Origin of the sequence: Xanthomonas sp. 3793, from assembly GCF_024806835.1 — a bacterium.
Taxonomy (GTDB): domain Bacteria; phylum Pseudomonadota; class Gammaproteobacteria; order Xanthomonadales; family Xanthomonadaceae; genus Xanthomonas; species Xanthomonas arboricola_F.
The window spans coordinates 712,101-730,636 of the sequence record NZ_JANTYU010000002.1 but is presented as its reverse complement, the minus strand read 5'-3'; the positions used below and the strand labels follow the sequence as shown (position 1 = coordinate 730,636).

Below are 18,536 nucleotides of genomic sequence, written 5' to 3'. Positions count from 1 at the left end.
CCTCGGAGCTTCCATGAAACTGCAGTCGGCCAGCCTGACCGCCCTGTCCCTCACCATCGCCCTTGCCCTGGCCGCGTGCTCGCCCGGCAAGGACGCGCAGTCCGGCGATGCCGCCAAGGGCGCTCCCGGCGCAGGCGCCACTGCCAGCGACAGCAAGGCCGCGGAAATCTCCGGTGCCGGTGCGTCCTTCATCTACCCGCTGGTGTCCAAGTGGTCGGCCGACTACAACGCTGCGACCGGCAACAAGGTCAACTACCAGTCGATCGGTTCGGGCGGCGGTATTGCCCAGATCAAAGCGGGCACGGTGGATTTCGGCTCGACCGACAAGCCGCTCGATAGCGCCGAGCTGCAGCAGGCCGGCCTGGGCCAGTTTCCGTCCGCCATCGGCGGCGTGGTGCCGGTGGTCAACCTGGAAGGCATCGCCCCGGGCAAGCTGCGCCTGACCGGCGCGCTGCTGGGCGACATCTTCCTGGGCAAGGTCAGCATGTGGAACGACGCGGCGATTGTCGCGGCCAACCCGGGCGTGACCCTGCCGGCCACCAAGATCAATCTGGTGCACCGCTCGGACGGTTCGGGCACCACCTTCAACTTCTCCAACTACCTGTCCAAGGTCAGCCCGGAGTGGAAGAGCAAGGTCGGCGAAGGCACCTCCGTGCAGTGGCCCGGTGGCGTCGGCGGCAAGGGCAACGAAGGCGTGGCATCGTACGTGCAGCAGATCAAGGGTTCGATCGGCTACGTCGAGCTGGCCTACGCGCTGCAGAACAAGATGCCGTACACCTCGCTGCAGAACGCTGCCGGCCAGTGGGTGGAGCCGAATGCAGACAGCTTTGCCGCCGCTGCCGCCAGCGCCGACTGGGCCAATGCCAAGGACTTCAACCTGGTGATCACAAATGCGCCGGGCGAAAAGGCCTGGCCGATCACCGCCACCAACTTCATGCTGATGCACAAGCAGGCCAAGGACGCGGCGCGCAGCAAGGCGACGCTGGACTTCTTCAAGTGGGCGCTGGAGAACGGCCAGGCCCAGGCCAGCGAGCTGCATTATGTGCCGCTGCCGCCGGAGCTGGTGAAGCAGATCCAGGCCTATTGGGGCAGCGAGTTCAAGTAATGCCTGCATCCCGCCTGCACGGCGGGCTGCGCGGCGGTGAGGTGCCTGCGGGCGCCTCACCGTTCCTGATGTCTCACGCTCCCGCCAGTGCGCGGGTGACGAGTTCAATCGAATGAATGCCACCGCCCTTCCCGAAGCGATGACCGCACCCCGCGGCCGCGACCTGCGCGATGCGCGCGCCGATCGCCTGTTCAAGCTTGCGCTGGCCGCCACCGTCGTGTTCGTCCTGTTGGCGCTCGGCAGCGCCGCGCTATCGATGTTGTGGGGCGGACGCCACGCACTGCAGATGCAGGGCCTGAGCTTTTTCTATTCCGCCGACTGGAATCCGGTCGAAAACAAATACGGCGCGCTGGCGCCGATCTACGGCACCCTGGTCACCGCACTGATTGCGATGGTGATCGCGGTGCCGGTGAGTTTTGGCATCGCGTTCTTTCTCACCGAAGTGGCGCCGCGCTGGTTGCGCGGGCCGGTCGGCACGGCGATCGAATTGCTGGCAGGCATCCCGTCGATCATCTACGGCATGTGGGGCCTGTTCGTGCTGGTGCCGGTGATGACCGAACACGTGACGCCATGGCTCAACGATCACCTGGGCACGCTGCCGGTGATCGGCCCGTTGTTTCAAGGCCCGCCGCTGGGCATCGGCTTGCTCACCGCAGGCTTCGTGCTGGCGATCATGGTGATCCCGTTTATCTCCTCGGTGATGCGCGAGGTGTTCCTGACCGTGCCGACACGGCTGAAGGAGTCGGCCTACGCACTGGGGTCGACCAAGTGGGAAGTCAGCTGGGACATCGTGCTGCCCTACACCCGCTCTGCGGTGATCGGCGGCGTGTTCCTCGGGCTGGGACGCGCCCTGGGCGAAACCATGGCGGTGGCCTTCGTGGTCGGCAACACGGTGCGGCTGTCGCCCTCGCTGCTGGAGCCCGGCACCACCATCGCCGCGTTGATCGCCAATGACTTCGGCGAAGCCACCGAAACCTATCGCTCGGCCTTGTTGCTGCTGGGCTTTGTGTTGTTCATCGTGACCTTCATCGTGCTGGCGATTGCGCGCTTCATGCTGATGCAGCTGTCGCGCCGGGAGGGCAACTGATGTCTGCATCTTCGGTCTCGCAATCGCTGTACAACCGCCGCCGCATCACCAATGTGGTGGCACTGTTGTTGTCGTGCATCACCGCGCTGTTCGGGCTGTTCTTCCTGGCGTGGATTCTGTGGACCTTGTTATCCAAGGGCGTGCCCGGCATCGATCTCAATCTGTTTACCAAGATGACACCGCCGCCGATGCAGGAAGGCGGCCTGCTCAATGCCTTCTTCGGTAGCACCGTGATGTGCGGGCTGGCGTTGGCGATCGGCACGCCCTTGGGCGTGGCAGCCGGCACCTGGCTGGCCGAATACGGCAATGCGCGCAAGGCCGGCATCGTGGTGCGCTTCGTCAACGACATCCTGTTGTCGGCGCCGTCGATCGTGCTGGGCCTGTTTGTCTACACCCTGTACGTGATGCAGACCGGCGGGCGGTTCTCCGCGTTTGCAGGCGCGTTGTCGCTTGCCTTCATCGTGCTGCCGGTGGTGGTGCGTACCACCGACGAGATGCTGCGGCTGGTACCGGCGCAGATGCGCGAAGCGGCATTGTCGCTGGGCATTCCGCAGTGGAAGGTCACCGTGCAGGTGCTGTACCGCGCGGCTTCGGCCGGCATTCTCACCGGCGTGCTGCTGGCGCTGGCACGCATCAGCGGCGAAACCGCACCGCTGCTGTTCACTGCATTCGGCAATCAATACTGGAACAGCAACATCTTCCAACCGATGGCCAGCGTGCCGGTGATCATGAACCAGTTTGCAGGCAGTCCGTACGAATCCTGGCAGACCCTGGCCTGGTCCGGCGCACTGGTGCTGACCGTGTTCGTCCTGTTGGTGAGCCTGGGCGCACGTGCGCTGCTGTTGCGTAACAAGATTTCCAATGACTGACCTTTCTTTCCGGACACCCGACATGAACGATCTCCAAAACGCCAAGCCGATGCATCGCATCGCTGTTCCGGCCGCCAAGGGGGCGCCGACGGCGCAGGCGCCGGTGAAGGTGGCCGCACGCAATCTGGATTTCTATTACGACAAGTACCACGCGCTCAAGAGCATCGACATCGAGATTCCGGAAAAGCGCGTCACCGCACTGATCGGTCCGTCCGGTTGCGGCAAGTCGACCCTGCTGCGCATCTTCAACCGCATCTATGCGCTGTACCCGAAGATGGAAGCGCGCGGCGAAGTGCTGCTGGATGGCGAAAACATCCTGTCGCCGAAGTACCCGATGAACCGCCTGCGCAGCAAGGTGGGCATGGTGTTCCAGAAGCCGGTGCCGTTTCCGATGACCATCTTCGAAAACGTTGCCTACGGCATCCGCCACCACGAGAAACTGTCCAAGCCCGACATGCAGAACCGCGTGGAACAGGCCTTGCGCCAGGGCGCGTTGTGGGACGAGGTCAAGGACAAGCTGGGGCAAAGCGCGCTGGGCCTGTCTGGCGGTCAGCAGCAGCGCCTGTGCATTGCGCGCGCAGTCGCGCTGCGGCCGGACGTGCTGCTGCTGGACGAACCCACCTCGGCGCTGGACCCGATTTCCACCAGCCGTATCGAACAGTTGGTGGAAGAACTCAAGCGCGACTACACCATCGTGATCGTGACCCACAACATGCAGCAGGCTGCACGCGTGTCCGACTACACCGCCTTCATGTATCTGGGCGACCTGATCGAGCACGACCGCACCGAAACCATTTTTTCCCAGCCCTCCAAGCAACAGACCGAGGACTACATCACCGGTCGGTTCGGTTGATGTAAGGCGAGCCGTCGCAACACCGCACTGACGCAACGCCATCGCACATACCGGCACGACAATTGCATCACGTGCCAGACCGCCAAGGTCAAGGCGGACATCCACCACTGCCAAGAATCGAGAACACGATGAACCAGCACCTCAACGACCACATCGTCAAAAGCTACGACGAGGAGCAGCACCGTCTTGTTGCCGAGATCGTGCGCATGGGCGACACGGCGGTGGCGCAGCTGGAAGCGGCGCTGGATGTGGTGGAGCGTCGCGACGACAATGCCGCGCATCGCATCGTGGTCAACGACGAGGCGATCGACGCACTGGAACATGCGATCAGCCACGACGTGATGCGTCTGGCACTGCGCGGCCCGATGGCGCGCGATCTGCGCGAGATTCTGGCCGGCCTGCGGATTCCTGCGGATATCGAGCGCATCGGCGACTACGCGGCCAACGTCGCCAAGCGTTCGATCGCACTCAATTCCGCACCGCCGCTGCCGCAAACGGTGGGCCTGCGCGCGCTTGGCCAGATGGCGGCCGATGCAGTGCGCGAAGCCGTGCAGGCGTATCGCAACAAGGATGCCGATGCGGCGATCCGTGTCCGCGACGAAGATGCACGCCTGGATGCGCAGTACACGGCGCTGTTCCGCGAGCTGTTGACCTACATGATGGAAGACCCGCGCAACATCACGCCATGCACGCACCTGCTGTTCATGGCCAAGAACCTGGAACGCATCGGCGACCATGCGACCAACATCGCCGAGAACGTGTGGTTCCTCGTGCACGGCGAACAGCCGCTGCCGCCGCGTCTGAAGCGCGACGAGACCAGCACCACCGGCGTGATCTGATCGCAGCTGGGTGTCGGCACAGCGCGCCGGCATCGGGCGACCGACAGTCTCATTGCGTATTCAGCTTCACCTCCCTACGGTGGGGGTGCACAGGCCGTTCCTGTGGTGCAGGAGTACGCAGATGAAGCGCCTCATTGGATCTTTCATGGTTGCGTCGCTGCTGGCTTCGGGTGCCGCGTTTGCCGCACCCCAGCAGCATGACGATCACGATCATGACCGCGACCGCGACCGCATCGAGCAGCGCCACGACGAGCATGGCCCGGACCGGCATGACGATCGTCACAACGAAAAGCGCGATGACCGACGCAGCGCACATCACGACGATCGCAACAGTCGCCATGGCCCGCCCTTCCATCGCGGCGAGCGCCTGGCCCCGGACCATCGCGGCAGCCACGTTGCCGATTACCGCAAGCATCATCTCAAGCAACCGCCGCGCGGGCATGAGTGGCGGCGCGTGGACAATCAGTACGTGCTGATTGCCATCGCAACCGGCGTGATCGCCAGCGTGGTCGGCGGGAACTGATTCCGACGTGTCGGTGTCATCAGTCAGGCCCGGTCCGTGGCAACGCGGATCGGGCCTTCTATTGCGTGCAGTTGTGCTCTGGATGGCGGAGCGAAGCCGCAGCGACCCATGGCGCATCGAACGGACGCGATGCGGTGCATTTACAGCGGCTAACAACACGTAGCGATCAGTCGTGAGGGGGACGCGGAGTGACCGGAGTCTACGAGTGGTCGATGCCGCACCTAGCACCGGCCGCGGCCCCTGGCGCTGAGCGCAGTCGTTTGGCTAACCGCTCTGAATCGATGCTTGGCTTATCGGCGTAAACGCCTGCGGACGGCGGGGCGCCAGGCGACTTTCTGATCAGGACGCGGCTTCCTTCTGAAGCAGCTGACACCACGTTCTGAGCTCCCCTCCGGATGGACCTTGCCGTTGCTCGGCGCGAACATGCACCACGCGTGCACGGCGCTTCTGCAGGGATCGTCCAGACCCTGCTGACGACTGCTCGTCCGGTCTGTCCGCCCTGCTGAGCCCCGCCATTGGCCGTCACAGGCCCCGCTGCCTTGCGATCCATCCGCCGCGTCACTGCACCAACCGCCGCTGGGCCTCGGCAGCGTCCTGGCGATGCGCGGCGACGCCTGGCCTGTCTGCCGGCTCGCCGGACCGACGGCGGAGAGACCGGGCGTGGTGCACCGGCCGAGCCCGGGGTGCGACCTGCTAGGCTATGCGGATGAACGCACCGGTCGATCCGCAGCCTGCCCCCTCCTTTTTGCCCATGTCGCGGCGTTTCCGCGGCTATCTGCCCGTGGTGGTGGACGTGGAAACCGGCGGGTTCGACTGGAACAAGCACGCACTGCTGGAAATCGCCTGCGTGCCGATCGAAATGGATGCCGACGGGCGTTTTTTTCCCGGCGAAACCGCCAGCGCGCATCTGGTGCCGGCACCGGGCCTGGAGATCGACCCGAAGTCGCTAGAGATCACCGGCATCGTGCTCGATCACCCGTTCCGCTTCGCCAAGCAGGAAAAGGACGCGCTGGACCACGTGTTCGCGCCCGTGCGCGCCGCAGTGAAGAAGTACGGGTGTCAGCGCGCCATCCTGGTCGGGCATAACGCGCATTTCGATTTGAACTTCCTCAACGCTGCGGTTGCGCGCGTGGGGCATAAACGCAATCCGTTTCACCCCTTCAGCGTGTTCGATACGGTGACCCTGGCCGGCGTGGCCTACGGGCAGACCGTATTGGCGCGTGCCGCGCAGGCCGCCGGCCTGGACTGGAACACCGCCGATGCGCACAGCGCGGTCTACGACACCGAGCAGACCGCGCGGCTGTTCTGCACGATCGCCAATGCCTGGCCGGGGCCTGTTTAGGGCGGGATTGGGCATTCGGGATTCGGGATTAGCAAGGGCCAGGTTTGTGCGCGGCTGAAAGATCGCTCGGCTGAAGCTGCAACGGAAGTAGCCGATGCGCCCTGCATAACCGGTTGCAGCACTCCCCCCCGGCGTGTGGTGCGAGCCGTGGCATTTCCTCACCGCCCGGCACGGGAACAAAAGCACCAGCGACCGTGCTGTTACGACTCCCCAATCCCGACTCCCCAATCCCGGCCTCTAACCCACACAAATCCGGTCGCGGCCTGCGCTCTTGGCTTCGTACAGCGCGTGATCGGCGCGCTGCATCAGCGACGAGCCGGTATCGTCGTCGCGCAACTCGGCCAGGCCGGCGCTGAAGGTCACCTGCAGCCCTTCCACGTCGCCCCAGTCGGCGCGCGCATGGAACAGCATGCGAAGGCGCTCGCACAGCACCTGTGCTTCGCTCAGGGTGGTCTCGGCCAGCAGCAGCGCGAATTCTTCGCCGCCCAGGCGCGCAGGCAGATCCGAGGTGCGCGCGGCTTCGGTGAGCAGCTCGCCGACGTCATGCAGCACCGCATCGCCACTGGCGTGCGAGTAGCGGTCGTTGATGCGCTTGAAATGATCGATGTCCAGGATCGCCAGCACCAACGGCCGGCCGCTGCGACGTGCGCGACTGATGTCGCGCGCCAGCGCTTCGTCGAAGTGGCGACGGTTGGGCAAGCCGGTCAGTGCGTCTTCATGCGCCTGGCGCTCGAACACGTCAGACTTGATGCGCAGGCGCGTCAACAACTCGCTTTTCTCCTGATTGGCCTGCAGCAGGCGCTGCGCCTGCAGCTGCAGATCCTGCGTGCGCTTGCGCACCAGCTCGGCCAGACGCGCGTTATGGCTCCTGTAGCGATGCAGCAGCGCCCGATATAGCTGGGCCAGCGCCAGAATCGCGCCAAGTACCGCAGCAAACCGCACATCGTGGCGTTGCCACCACAGCGGCAGTACATCGAAAGTCCAGCGCGCTTCCTGCCGGCTCCACGCACCGCCCGGATGGCGTGCGGCCACGCGCAGGGTGTAGTGCCCGGGCGGCAAGCCGATGAACTCCACGCTGCGCTGCCGGCCACGCGCGATCCACACATTGTCCAGGCCGTCCAGACGCGTTCGGTATTCGATACGCTCGGACAGCAGGAAACTCATGCCCACATACGAGACATTGATCCGATAGCCACCAGGTAACTGCGCCTGTTGGCGCCAGGCCAGCGGCCGACCGTCCTGCTGCACGCTTTCGATCAGCGGCGGCGGTGGGCGTCGCTCGCGAAACCGCTGCAGGCGCGTCGGATCTACCGTGCTCACACCGCCGGCGGTGACCACCCACAGCGTGCCATCGGCACGTTCGATCATGCTGGGGCCGGAGCTGCCGTTGGCCTGAGCGCTGCCCATGCCATCGATCTCGCCATAGCGCTCGATGGCAAGCTGGCCGCGCCCATCGGCGACCGCATCGAGCGCGGCAAGCTCGGTGCGCAGGACGCCGCGATTGCTGCTGATCCACGCATTGCCAAGCCGGTCGTTCACGAGCTGGAACACCGTATCCACCGGCATGCCCTGCTCCAGGCCAACACGTGCAAGCGTGCCGCCGCGCACGCGATACAGGCCGCGATCGGTGGAGATCCACACCGCATCGCCGATCGACTGGAAGCCGAACACGCTGCGCGCGCCACCCAGGCGCTCCAGATCCAGCTGTTGCAACTTGCCGTCGCGCAATACCGCCGCGCCATCGACCGAGCCGATCCACAGCGCGCCATCGATGCTGGCCAACGCGGTCACCACGCCATCGGGCAGGCCCTGGATCGTCGCCGGCACGCGCCTGCCATCCTGTAGTTGCACCACGCCGCGCTGAGTGGCCAGCCACACCGCATCGCGCGCATCGATCACGATGGCGCGGATATGGCCGCTGGGGATGCCGTCGGCCTCACCGTAGTGCTGCAGCACCCGGCCATCGCGCAGCACGAAGACGCCGTCGGCATAGGTGCCCACCCAGAGGTTGCCCTGCCGGTCGAGCGCCAGGCTGAGCACCGACAGCCGGCGTCCGGACGGCGTGGCGACAGGAACCGGCACGATCCGGCCGTCCGGCAGCATGCGGTCCAGACCGGCGGTGCTGGCGATCCACAGACTGCCATCGCGATCTTCGAGCACGGCCCGCGCGTAGTCGCCACTCAGCCCATCGCGCTGGCTGTAGCTGCTGAACAAAGTCTCGCGCAAGCGGAACAGGCCGCCGTTGGCGCCGACCCAGATGCTGCCCTCCGCATCTTCGCGCAGGCTGACGATGCGCCCGGTGGGCAGGCTGCGGCCTGCCGGCAAATGCTCCACCCCATGACTGCCGATCCGTAGCAGGCCCTGGTTTTCGCTGCCCAGCCACAGATCGCCATTGCGATCCTGCAGCATCGCGGTGAAGTGGCCCTGCCCCGCCAGCCGATGCACCAGCTCGGCGCGCTCGTCGTGCAGGCGATACAGCTGCTCGCCCGCGACCACCCATACCGTGCCATCCGGGGCGCGATACGGCCAGGCCAGGCCGGGCGGCAAGCCGAACGCGGCAGGTGCGCGATGCATGCGCCCGTCGGGCTCGCGGTAGATCAGGCCGTCCAGCGTACCGATCAGCAGCCGGCCCTGGGCATCGAACAGCATGCGCGGAAAGCTGCTCTGCAGCGGCACCCCATCGCGCGGCGGGAAATAGTCGAAGCGGCCATCCGGCCACAGGCAGCCCAGCCCGTGCCCTTCGAACAACAGCCACATCCGGCCGTCCGCATCCATGGTCATCGCGTGGATCAATGCCTGCGGCCACTGACCCTTGCGTTGCCATTGCCGCCACTGCCCATCGGCGCCATGACGCACCAGATTGCCGCGCGCATCGCTCAGCCACAGCGCGCCATCGCGATCCACGTACAAGGCGCCGACACCGTTATCGGGCAGGCCCGGGCGCGTGCTGCGATCGATGACGTTGAATTCCAGGCCGTTGTAGCGCACCAGCCCTTCCCAGGTGGCGAACCACAGATAGCCATCGCGGGTCTGGGCGATATCGCGCAGCGAGTTGTGCGGCAGGCCGCTGCGCGAACTCCAGCTGTCGATGGCGTAATCGCGCAATTGGGCGGTCCCGGCGGGTGCGGCGACCGCCGCCAGCGAGCACAACGCCAGCAACATGCAGGCGGCAGTGCTCAGCCAGCGCCGCCACTGCCCCTGCCATCGTGCCGACGCCATGCCGGCGTCCCCGTTCTCGCCCCTACCGCAGGCGCCCACCCCAAGTTTCATCAGACATGACACGCCGTTTGCTGGCGATATGGTAGGCAAAAAGTCGCAGCGGCGCTGAGCGTGTGCGCCACTCGACGTCAAAATCCCTGTCGTGGCGGCGTTGTAGGCGCCATCGATCGCGCCTGCCCGCCAGTCACAGCGGCACAATCTGCGCGGATTGCAGGCAACACGCCTGCGCGCAGCAGACCGGGTGCGTGCCGCAGGGCAGCGCCCGGGCGCGCCTCAATCACCGTCCTCAGACACCAAGGCGCTGGCGCACGGCCTCGAACAGGGTCACGCCGGTGGCGACCGACACGTTGAGGCTTTCGATATCGCCGGGCATCGGAATCTTGACCAGACCATCGCAGTGTTCGCGGGTCAGGCGACGCAGGCCATCGGCCTCGCCACCGAGCACCAGCCCGACGTTGCCGCGCAGGTCCACGCTGTACAACGACGCTTCGGCCTCGCCTGCCAGGCCATACAGCCATACGCCCTGCTTCTGCAGATCGCGCAGGCAGCGCGCCAGATTGGTCACCGCGACCACCGGAATGCGGTCCGCGGCACCGGCCGAGGTCTTGCGCACAGTGGCGTTCACGGTGGCCGACTTGTCCTTGGGAATCACCACCGCCGTGACGCCCGCCGCCGCAGCGCTACGCAGACAGGCGCCGAGGTTGTGCGGGTCCTGCACGCCATCGAGCACCAGCACCAGCGCGCGGCCTTGCGCGGCCTCGACCAGGCCTTCCAGTTCGTTTTCGGCCCACAGGCGCGCGGCGGCGTAGCGCGCGGCCACGCCCTGATGGCGCACCTGCCCGCCGACGCCGTCCAGCGCCTGGGTATTGACCCGGCGCACGTCGATGCCCTTGCGGCGCGCCTGTTCTTCGATCTCGGTCAGACGCGGGTTCTTGCTACCGGCCTCGATCAAGACCTCGCGCACGTTGTCGGCGTCGTTCTCGACGGACGAGGCGACAGCGTTGACGCCGACGATCCACTGGTTCTGCTTGCTCATTGCGCGGGCATACGAAGAAATGAGGGGGAATGGTAGGGCCTGCGGCCTGCCACGTCACGGCCGGGGCAAGGATGGGCCTGGGAAAATCGGATAAAGGCGGCGCCGCAATGCCGCTGGCACCTGCGGGAACCATGCGCCACTGACTGCGCCGTGCACGCTGCAACCGCATCACTGCACCGGCGGTCTTCGCGCAGCGTGGACCGCCGTGAGGCGGTGCCTGGACGCGTACTGCGCTGACGTCGGCAACCAACCGTAGCGCGCCGACATCAGCCTGATGGAGACAGCGACGACCTGCATTGCGAAAACCACCTCGCCGCTATGCCGGCCAGCGCTCGGTGTCGTGGTCCGGATGTTGATGCGATACCAGCGCGGTCTGAAACGCCAATGCCGCAGCATCGTCCTCGCTGCGGCGTGTCGGCAGCTGCGCCAGGCCATCGACGAACGGCAACTTGCGCTCCAGCCCGTACTGGATATGAGGAGGCAACCGCTCCGGCGTATCGAATGCGCCGGCGGCAATCGCCACGCCATCGGGCGCCTCATAGGTCAACGGCGTACCGCAGTCGGCGCAAAACCCGCGCTGCACCAGCGTCGACGACGCAAAGCGCCTGGGCTCGCCGCGTGTCCAGCGGAACTCGCTGCCACGCACCGACACCAGCGGGGCGTAATACGCCCCAAACGCTTTCTGACACATGCGGCAGTGACAGATCGATGCGTCGTCCAGCACGCCGCGCACATGAAAGCGCACGGCGCCGCATTGGCAGCCACCGCTGTACTCGGGGGATGTGCTCATCGTTCGCCTCGCAGATCAGCGTGTCATGCAAGCCGCCGCGTCACTACGGCACGCGGCGGCACCCACTACGCATGCAGACTCCATGCATTGCGGGCAGCCACTTCGGCCGCCCGCAACAGCATGCACCAAGCATCAATACGACTTTTTCTTGCGCTTGGCCGGCTTCTCGCGCGGCGGCAGCGGCGCTTCGACAGGCGCGCCATCCTCTGCCAGACGGAAGTCGATCTTGCGCTCTTCCATGCTGGCCTTGAGCACCAGCACGCGTACCGGGTCGCCCAGGCGGAACTCACGGCCACGGCGCTCGCCGCTGAGCGTCTTGCGGATCGGATCGAACTGGTAATAGTCCTGCGGCAACTGGGTGACATGCACCAGACCGTTGACCTTGGATTGGGTCAATTCCACGAACAGGCCGAAGCCGGTCACGCCGCTGATCACGCCATCGAACTGGCCGCCGACATGCTTTTCCATCCAGGCCGCGCGATACCGCTCGTCCACTTCGCGCTCGGCCTCATCGGCACGCCGCCCACGCTCGGAGCATTGCAGCGACAGTGCCGCCATCTGCCGCGGCGTGTAGATGAATTTTTCCGGGCTGGCACCGGTCAGCGCGTGCTTGATGGCGCGATGCACCAGCAGATCCGGATACCGGCGGATTGGCGAGGTGAAGTGCGCATACGCCTCCAACGCCAGACCGAAGTGGCCGTTGTTGTCTGGCGAATATACCGCCAGGCTCTGGCTGCGCAGCAGCACCGATTCCAGCAGCGCCGCATCCGGGCGCGCACGCACCTTCTTCAGCAACTTGGTGTAATCGCCCGGGCGCACCTTGCTCCATGCCGGCAGGCTGAGCTGGAATTCCTTGAGGAACTCCAGCAGGTCTTCGTACTTGCTCTCCGGCGGCCGCTCGTGCACGCGATACGGCGCAGGTATGTGCACGCCCAGCAGATAGCGCGCGGCTTCCACGTTGGCGGCGATCATGCATTCTTCGATCAGCTTGTGCGCGTCGTTGCGCACCAGCATGCCGGCCTGGGTGACCTCGCCGGTATTGTCGAGCACGAAGCGCACTTCGGAGGTTTCGAATTCGATCGCACCGCGGTGCGTGCGCGCCTTCGACAGCACGTTGTACAGCTGATGCAGGCGCTGCACCTGCGGCAACAATGGGCCGATAAACGCCTTGGTATCGGCATCGTCTTCGCCAACCGCCTTCCAGACCTGGTTGTAGGTCAGGCGCGCGTGCGAGTTCATCACCGCTTCGTAAAAACGCGAACCGGTCACTTCGCCATCGCGTCCCACCTGCATGTCGCAGACGAAACACATGCGGTCGACCTTGGGCATCAGCGAGCAGATGCCGTTGGACAAGGTCTCCGGCAGCATCGGCACCACAAAGCCGGGGAAATACACCGAGGTAGCGCGCTTTTGCGCTTCGTCGTCCAGCGGCGTGCCGGGACGCACATAGTTGGACACATCGGCGATCGCCACCACCAGACGGAACCCGTCGGCGTTGGGTTCGCAATACACCGCGTCGTCGAAATCCTTGGCATCCTCGCCATCGATGGTGACCAGCGGCATCTGCCGCAGATCCACACGCCCGCCGATCATCTGCGGCTCGACCACCAACGGCACCGCTGCGGCCTCATCCAGCACTTCCTGCGGGAATTCGTGCGGCAATTCATGGCCATGGATGGCCATCTCCACCACCAGCGACGGGGTGAGCTTGTCGCCGAGCACCGCGATGATCTTGCCGATCGCCGGGCGGCGGGCGTCCGGCGGCGCGATCAGTTCGCACACCACCAGCTGCCCTTCGCGCGCCTCGCCGATACCGTCCGGCGCAATCTGCACATTGCGTTGCACGCGCTTGTCGTCGGGGTCGACGTAGGCCACACCGTGCTCGTAGAAGAACCGCCCGATCATGCGCGACATGCGGCGTTCCAGCACACGCGCGATCGCGCCTTCGCGGCGGCCGCGGCGGTCGATGCCGGTGACGTTGGCCAGCGCACGGTCGCCATGCATGACCTTGCGCATCTCGAACGGCGGCAGGAACAGGTCGTCACCGCCCTCGTCCGGCTTGAGGAAACCGAAGCCTTCCGGATTGGCGATCACCACGCCGGCGATCAGGCTGGTCTGCTGCACCGGCGCATAGCCGCCGCGGCGGTTCTGCACCAGTTGCGCTTCGCGCACCATCGCAGCCAGGCGCTTGCCAAGCGCATCGATGCGGTCGCTCAGACCAAGCTGCTCGGCGATCTCTTCGGCGGTCTGCGGGCCGTCGCAGGCGTCCAGCAACTGCAGGATCGCTTCGCGGCTGGCAATCGGCTCCGCGTAGCGCAGCGCCTCACGATCGGCATGCGGGTCCTTGAAGCCGACGGCGTCGGCCTGGACGACCTCTTGCTGGAAACGTTCCGGCGGCGGCGCGGGCGGCCCACTCTTGCGTGGATGCGGTGCGCGGGGTGCAGCAGGCTCGACGGGCGGTGGCGGCTGGTCGGGCGACGCCTTTGCCGCAGCGCGCCTGTTGGCGGATTTGGTGGACGCACCGGCCGCAGCGCGGACCAGGAAGTCCGGCATCCAACCCGGCAGTTTCTGTTGCTCGGCGGTGGTGGACTCGCCCGGGCTGGTGGATTTGCGGCGGCTGGGCCGGTCGGAATCTGGGGTGTTTTTCTTTGTCATTACCCTAATGGTACCCCTTGCTGTCCTGACGTGGGCGGCAAGGCCGGCCGGACCATTGACGATTGCGACAGACAACCCGTTGACAAGCCTGTCAGGAGTCTGCAAAATTCGCGGCTCACCTGCCCAGGTGGCGGAATTGGTAGACGCACTAGCTTCAGGTGCTAGCGGGGGCAACTTCGTGGAGGTTCGAGTCCTCTTCTGGGCACCAGTTTAAAAAGACCTCCGAGCAATCGGGGGTCTTCTGGTTTCTGGGATTCGAACATCTCCGCTGCGCCCAGATGCCGACGCCGATCAGCGCTGGGGACCAATGCGAGTCAGAGCAGGCAATGGAAGGTAGGAGCGGTCGTCAGCCGGGTGTATGGCCGACGCCCTCAGAACCGCAGTGGACGATGGCGACGTGCCAGTTCCGAGCGCCCGCCGCGCCGGCTTGGCGGCGAACGCAGCCCGATGAGCGCTGTCGACTTGTTAGCCGCCTCCAGTCGACTGATCCATCGAAGCGATCGGATGATTGCCACGCCTACGCGGCCTTGCGGCATGGTCCATTAACGACCGTCGATCAGCGTTACGCGCAACTCGTCGCGCCCCGGACCTATGGCGCACGCTGCGCCACGGTCCCATCCCACAACATCGAAACGACAGCAACTACCTGCGCGGCAGGCGCCGCCGCGATGGGCCGTCCTACGGAGCGGCGGTGATTCCAGCATCGCGTAATGCCTGTGCCCAGAGTCGGTAGCCGGCTTCGCTGGGATGGGTGCCGTCGGGCATCAGCGCTTCCGGCAGGCTGCCATCGGGCTGCAGCAGTTGTTTGCCGATATCGACTAGGCGCACCGATGGGTCGGCCGCATACCGTGCGCGCAGCAGGCGGTTGGTTTCGGCAATCGGGCCGCGTTGCGGATCGCCGGCAGTGCGGCCGCGCGGCATGATCGCCATCAGGATCAGCTTGCTGTTGGGCATGCGCGTGCGCACTTCGCGCACGATGGCATCGATGCCCTGCGCGGTTTCGGCCGGCGTGCTCGCACGCGACTGCGTGGTGCCGGTGAGGTTGTTGGTGCCGATATGCAGTACCACCCAGCGCGGATCCAGGCCGTCGAGCTCGCCCTGGCGGATGCGCCACAACACGTTCTGGGTGCGATCCCACCCGAAGCCCAGGTTCAATACCGGCCGCTTGCCGTACAGCCACTGCCAGGACTCCGGACCACTGACACGGGTGGCCTGCGGCGGGCCGGCCCAGAAATGGGTGATCGAGTCGCCGATCATCACCACCTCCGGCTTGAGCGTGCGTGCCGCCGCCAGCGCGGCATGGTGGCGCGCATACCAGTCGTAGGAATCCTGCTCCAGCCAATCGACCGGCATCAACGACGTGGCGACGCCGCGGCCGAGTTCGGCCACCGGCTTGACCGGCGGCTCACCCAGCAGCCGCGCCAGGGTCGGTTCGATCGCTTCGGCCAGCATGCGCTGCCCCTGGGTATCCGGATGCAGGGCGCCGGCGGCGGGCCGGAAGCGGGTGTCGTAGAACAACTCAGTGCGCAGCTTGCCGTCGCGCTGGAAGACCGAGCTCACATCCAGATACGTCACGCGCGGGTTGTCGCCATAGCGCACCGCCAGACCCTGGTTGATCTGCGCATCGCGAGCGGATTTCTCCGCCGAAATCGCGCTCGGCAGCACGCTCAGCAGCAGGATGTGCGTGCGCGGCAACTTCTGCTCGATCGCCGCGACCACCGCATCGATACCGAGCTGAGTCTGCCCTGCGGTCTGGCCGAGATGGCCGGTGTTGTTGGTACCGATCAACACCAGCGCAACCTTGGGCTGCAGACCGTCGACCTCGCCATTGGCCAGCCGCCACAGCACGTTTTCGGTGCCGTCGCCGCTGAAGCCCAGATTGAGTGCACCGCGGCTGCCATAGAAGGTCTGCCAGGTGGGCTGAAAGTCTTCGTCGGGCGCCTTGGATTTTTCGTAGTTCTGGGTGATCGAATCGCCGATCAACAGCAGCTTCGCCTCCGGATGCTGTTTGACCTGTTCCAGCACCTGCGCGTGGCGCTGGGCCCACCACGGCTCCTGCAGGCGGTCGGTGGGCACGATCGACGGCGGTGGTGTTTGCGCGCCGACGGTGGCGCAGACCATCAACAGCCCCCAGCACAGCAATGCGGGTGCAATGGCAGACCGCGAAGGGCGGGGAAACACGGCGTGCAGAAACCGGGGCATGCGCGCACCAGCAGACGGGAGAAGCGGCGATTGTGGTCCGCACGTGCCGTCAACGACAAGCGTGAACGCCGTGCACCTGCCGCCGGGCGCTGCGGCCGGAGATGCTATGAGCTGGCGACTTACCCAGCGCAGATCCACCAGAGCCAAGGCGCGCCTGCACGCTGCAGCGTTATCGCCAACGCCGCCTCGCGTGCAAGCACGCTCCTACCAAACGCTGCATCGCACTGGCGGCAGCGCTGGAGTGCGGCCGGCCTCAGCGCAGCCCGGTTTCGCCGCGTGCAATCACCAGGCGCTGGATTTCCGAGGTGCCTTCATAGATCTCGGTGATTTTGGCAGCGCTGGAGTGCGGCAGGCCTCAGCGCAGCCCGGTTTCGCCGCGTGCGATCACCAAGCGTTGAATCTCGGAGGTACCTTCGTAGATCTCGGTGATCTTGGCATCGCGGAGAGCGCTCCAGCGTTGCCGCACTCGCGGCAGCGCTGGAGTGCGGCCGGCCTCAGCGCAGCCCGGTTTCGCCGCGTGCAATCACCAGGCGTTGAATCTCGGAGGTACCTTCGTAGATCTCGGTGATCTTGGCATCGCGGAGAGCGCTCCAGCGTTGCCGCACTGGCGGCAGCGCTGGAGTGCGGCCGGCCTCAGCGCAGCCCGGTTTCGCCGCGCGCGATCACCAGGCGTTGAATCTCCGAGGTACCTTCGTAGATCTCGGTGATCTTGGCATCGCGGAGAGCGCTCCAGCGTTGCCGCACTGGCGGCAGCGCTGGAGTGCGGCCGGCCTCAGCGCAGCCCGGTTTCGCCGCGCGCGATCACCAGGCGTTGAATCTCCGAGGTACCTTCGTAGATCTCGGTGATCTTGGCATCGCGAAAGTAGCGCTCCAGCGGCATTTCCTTCGAATAGCCCATGCCGCCGTGGATCTGTACCGCCTGGTGGGTGATCCACATCGCCGCTTCCGATGCGGTGAGCTTGGCGACCGCCGCTTCAGTACCGAACTTCTTGCCCTGCCCCTTGAGCCAGGCCGCACGCAGCGTTAACAACAACGCCGCATCCAGCTTGCATTTCATGTCGGCGATCTTGGCCTGGGTCATCTGGAACGTGCCGATGGCAGCGCCGAAGGCCTTGCGCTCCTTGACGTAGGCAAGCGTCGCTTCATACGCGGCGCGCGCAATACCCACTGCCTGCGAGGCAATGCCGATCCGCCCAGCATCGAGCACGCTCATCGCGGTCTTGAAGCCCTCGCCTTCCACGCCCAACACCTCGTCGGCCTGTGCAACGTAATCGGCGAACTCGATCTCGCAGGTGGCCGAGGCGCGGATGCCCAGCTTGGGCTCGGTCTTGCCGCGATGAAAACCCGGCTTGTCGGTGTCGACCATGAAGGCGGTGATGCCGCGCGAGCCCTTGTCCGGCTCGGTCACCGCAAACAGCACGATGTACTTGGCCACCGGGCCGGAGGTGATCCAGCTCTTCTTGCCGTTGATGACGAAGCTGCCGTCGGCCTGCTTGACCGCGCGGCAGCGCATCGCCGATGCATCCGAGCCGGACTGCGGCTCGGTCAGCGCGAACGCGCCGATGTGCGTGCCTTCGGCGATTGCGCGCACGTACAGCTGCTTCTGCGCCTCGGTGCCGTTCTTCAGGATGCCGGTGCAGAACAGCGAGTTGTTGACCGACATGATGGTGGAGTGCGCGCCGTCGCCGGCCGCAATCTCGATCATCGCCAGCGCGTAGCTGATCGGATCCATGCCGGCACCGCCATACTCGGACGGCACCTCGATGCCCATCAGGCCGTTTTCGCCCAGCAGCTGGATATTTTCCAACGGGAACTCGCCGCTGCGGTCGAACTGCTCGGCGCTGGGGGCGATCTTTTCCTGGGCGATCCGGCGGGCCACGTCCTGGATCATCAGTTGTTCTTCGGTAAAGCTGAAATCCACGTTCGACCCCTCCCGGGTATTGGCTGAGCGGCCATTGTAGCCCCAACCATTCGCATGCGTATGTAGTTGACCCGGTACCCCGCCCGGCCGAAAAT

General features: G+C 65.6%; 16 protein-coding genes, 1 tRNA gene and 2 other RNA genes. 9 read left to right on the top strand and 10 right to left on the bottom strand.

Annotated elements, in window-relative coordinates:
* Nucleotides 1-13 precede the first annotated feature (13 nt).
* The 6 genes from pstS (at nt 14) to FHY18_RS09415 (ending at nt 5,276) form a co-directional block, all read left to right on the top strand.
* Nucleotides 14-1,105, top strand: a complete 1,092-nt coding sequence (gene pstS / locus FHY18_RS09440) for a phosphate ABC transporter substrate-binding protein PstS (protein WP_259153668.1) — start codon at nt 14-16, stop codon at nt 1,103-1,105.
* Between the two features lie 112 nt (nt 1,106-1,217).
* Nucleotides 1,218-2,192, top strand: a complete 975-nt coding sequence (pstC, locus tag FHY18_RS09435) for a phosphate ABC transporter permease subunit PstC (protein WP_039420811.1) — start codon at nt 1,218-1,220, stop codon at nt 2,190-2,192.
* Nucleotides 2,192-3,061 carry a phosphate ABC transporter permease PstA gene (gene pstA, locus FHY18_RS09430; RefSeq protein WP_259153665.1) on the top strand — a complete coding sequence of 290 codons (870 nt, stop codon included), beginning with the start codon at nt 2,192-2,194 and terminating at the stop codon, nt 3,059-3,061. Before pstC ends, pstA begins: the two co-directional genes overlap by 1 nt.
* A gap of 22 nt (nt 3,062-3,083) precedes the next feature.
* Nucleotides 3,084-3,914, top strand: coding sequence for a phosphate ABC transporter ATP-binding protein PstB (gene pstB / locus FHY18_RS09425; RefSeq protein ID WP_039420807.1), 831 nt, complete (start codon nt 3,084-3,086; stop codon nt 3,912-3,914).
* Nucleotides 3,915-4,042: 128 nt separating this feature from the next.
* Nucleotides 4,043-4,753 (top strand): phosphate signaling complex protein PhoU, encoded by a 711-nt coding sequence (phoU, locus tag FHY18_RS09420; RefSeq protein ID WP_075285808.1) that lies wholly within the window; start codon nt 4,043-4,045, stop codon nt 4,751-4,753.
* A gap of 121 nt (nt 4,754-4,874) precedes the next feature.
* Nucleotides 4,875-5,276, top strand: a complete 402-nt coding sequence (locus FHY18_RS09415) for an RcnB family protein (RefSeq protein ID WP_259153664.1) — start codon at nt 4,875-4,877, stop codon at nt 5,274-5,276.
* Between the two features lie 147 nt (nt 5,277-5,423).
* Here the strand turns inward: FHY18_RS09415 and FHY18_RS09410 are convergent.
* A non-coding RNA gene (locus tag FHY18_RS09410) (sX9 sRNA) lies at nt 5,424-5,490 on the bottom strand.
* A gap of 209 nt (nt 5,491-5,699) precedes the next feature.
* Between FHY18_RS09410 and FHY18_RS09405 the strand changes: the two genes are divergently transcribed.
* Nucleotides 5,700-5,775: non-coding RNA, sX9 sRNA (locus FHY18_RS09405), on the top strand.
* A gap of 201 nt (nt 5,776-5,976) precedes the next feature.
* Nucleotides 5,977-6,618 carry a ribonuclease T gene (gene rnt, locus FHY18_RS09400; protein WP_259153663.1) on the top strand — a complete coding sequence of 214 codons (642 nt, stop codon included), beginning with the start codon at nt 5,977-5,979 and terminating at the stop codon, nt 6,616-6,618.
* Nucleotides 6,619-6,855: 237 nt separating this feature from the next.
* Here rnt and FHY18_RS09395 read toward each other — a convergent pair whose 3' ends face one another.
* From FHY18_RS09395 to rnr, 4 genes are all read right to left on the bottom strand, one after another.
* Nucleotides 6,856-9,837: a ligand-binding sensor domain-containing diguanylate cyclase gene (locus tag FHY18_RS09395; RefSeq protein WP_259153662.1), complete on the bottom strand. Its 2,982-nt coding sequence runs from the start codon at nt 9,835-9,837 to the stop codon at nt 6,856-6,858.
* 286 nt (nt 9,838-10,123) lie between these two features.
* Nucleotides 10,124-10,873, bottom strand: a complete 750-nt coding sequence (rlmB, locus tag FHY18_RS09390) for a 23S rRNA (guanosine(2251)-2'-O)-methyltransferase RlmB (protein WP_046964963.1) — start codon at nt 10,871-10,873, stop codon at nt 10,124-10,126.
* 316 nt (nt 10,874-11,189) lie between these two features.
* Nucleotides 11,190-11,663: a GFA family protein gene (locus FHY18_RS09385; protein WP_259153658.1), complete on the bottom strand. Its 474-nt coding sequence runs from the start codon at nt 11,661-11,663 to the stop codon at nt 11,190-11,192.
* A 132-nt stretch (nt 11,664-11,795) separates the two neighbouring features.
* Complete coding sequence (gene rnr / locus FHY18_RS09380) at nt 11,796-14,318, bottom strand: ribonuclease R (protein ID WP_259153657.1); 2,523 nt, start codon at nt 14,316-14,318, stop codon at nt 11,796-11,798.
* Nucleotides 14,319-14,439: 121 nt separating this feature from the next.
* On the opposite strand from rnr, the gene FHY18_RS09375 reads away from it, so the two are divergent.
* Nucleotides 14,440-14,526, top strand: a tRNA-Leu gene (locus FHY18_RS09375).
* Between the two features lie 470 nt (nt 14,527-14,996).
* On the opposite strand, the gene FHY18_RS09370 is transcribed toward FHY18_RS09375, so the two are convergent.
* The 5 genes from FHY18_RS09370 to FHY18_RS09350 form a co-directional block, all read right to left on the bottom strand.
* The gene (locus tag FHY18_RS09370; RefSeq protein ID WP_259153656.1) at nt 14,997-16,520 is read right to left on the bottom strand and encodes a platelet-activating factor acetylhydrolase IB subunit; all 1,524 of its coding nucleotides are present in this window, start codon (nt 16,518-16,520) and stop codon (nt 14,997-14,999) included.
* A gap of 355 nt (nt 16,521-16,875) precedes the next feature.
* Nucleotides 16,876-16,986, bottom strand: coding sequence for an acyl-CoA dehydrogenase family protein (locus FHY18_RS09365; RefSeq protein WP_033481355.1), 111 nt, complete (start codon nt 16,984-16,986; stop codon nt 16,876-16,878).
* Nucleotides 16,987-17,014: 28 nt separating this feature from the next.
* On the bottom strand, nt 17,015-17,125 hold the full coding sequence (locus tag FHY18_RS09360) for an acyl-CoA dehydrogenase family protein (RefSeq protein WP_033481355.1): 111 nt from the start codon (nt 17,123-17,125) through the stop codon (nt 17,015-17,017).
* A 28-nt stretch (nt 17,126-17,153) separates the two neighbouring features.
* Nucleotides 17,154-17,264 (bottom strand): acyl-CoA dehydrogenase family protein, encoded by a 111-nt coding sequence (locus FHY18_RS09355; protein ID WP_033481355.1) that lies wholly within the window; start codon nt 17,262-17,264, stop codon nt 17,154-17,156.
* Between the two features lie 28 nt (nt 17,265-17,292).
* Nucleotides 17,293-18,441: an acyl-CoA dehydrogenase family protein gene (locus FHY18_RS09350; protein ID WP_259153652.1), complete on the bottom strand. Its 1,149-nt coding sequence runs from the start codon at nt 18,439-18,441 to the stop codon at nt 17,293-17,295.
* Nucleotides 18,442-18,536: the final 95 nt, after the last annotated feature.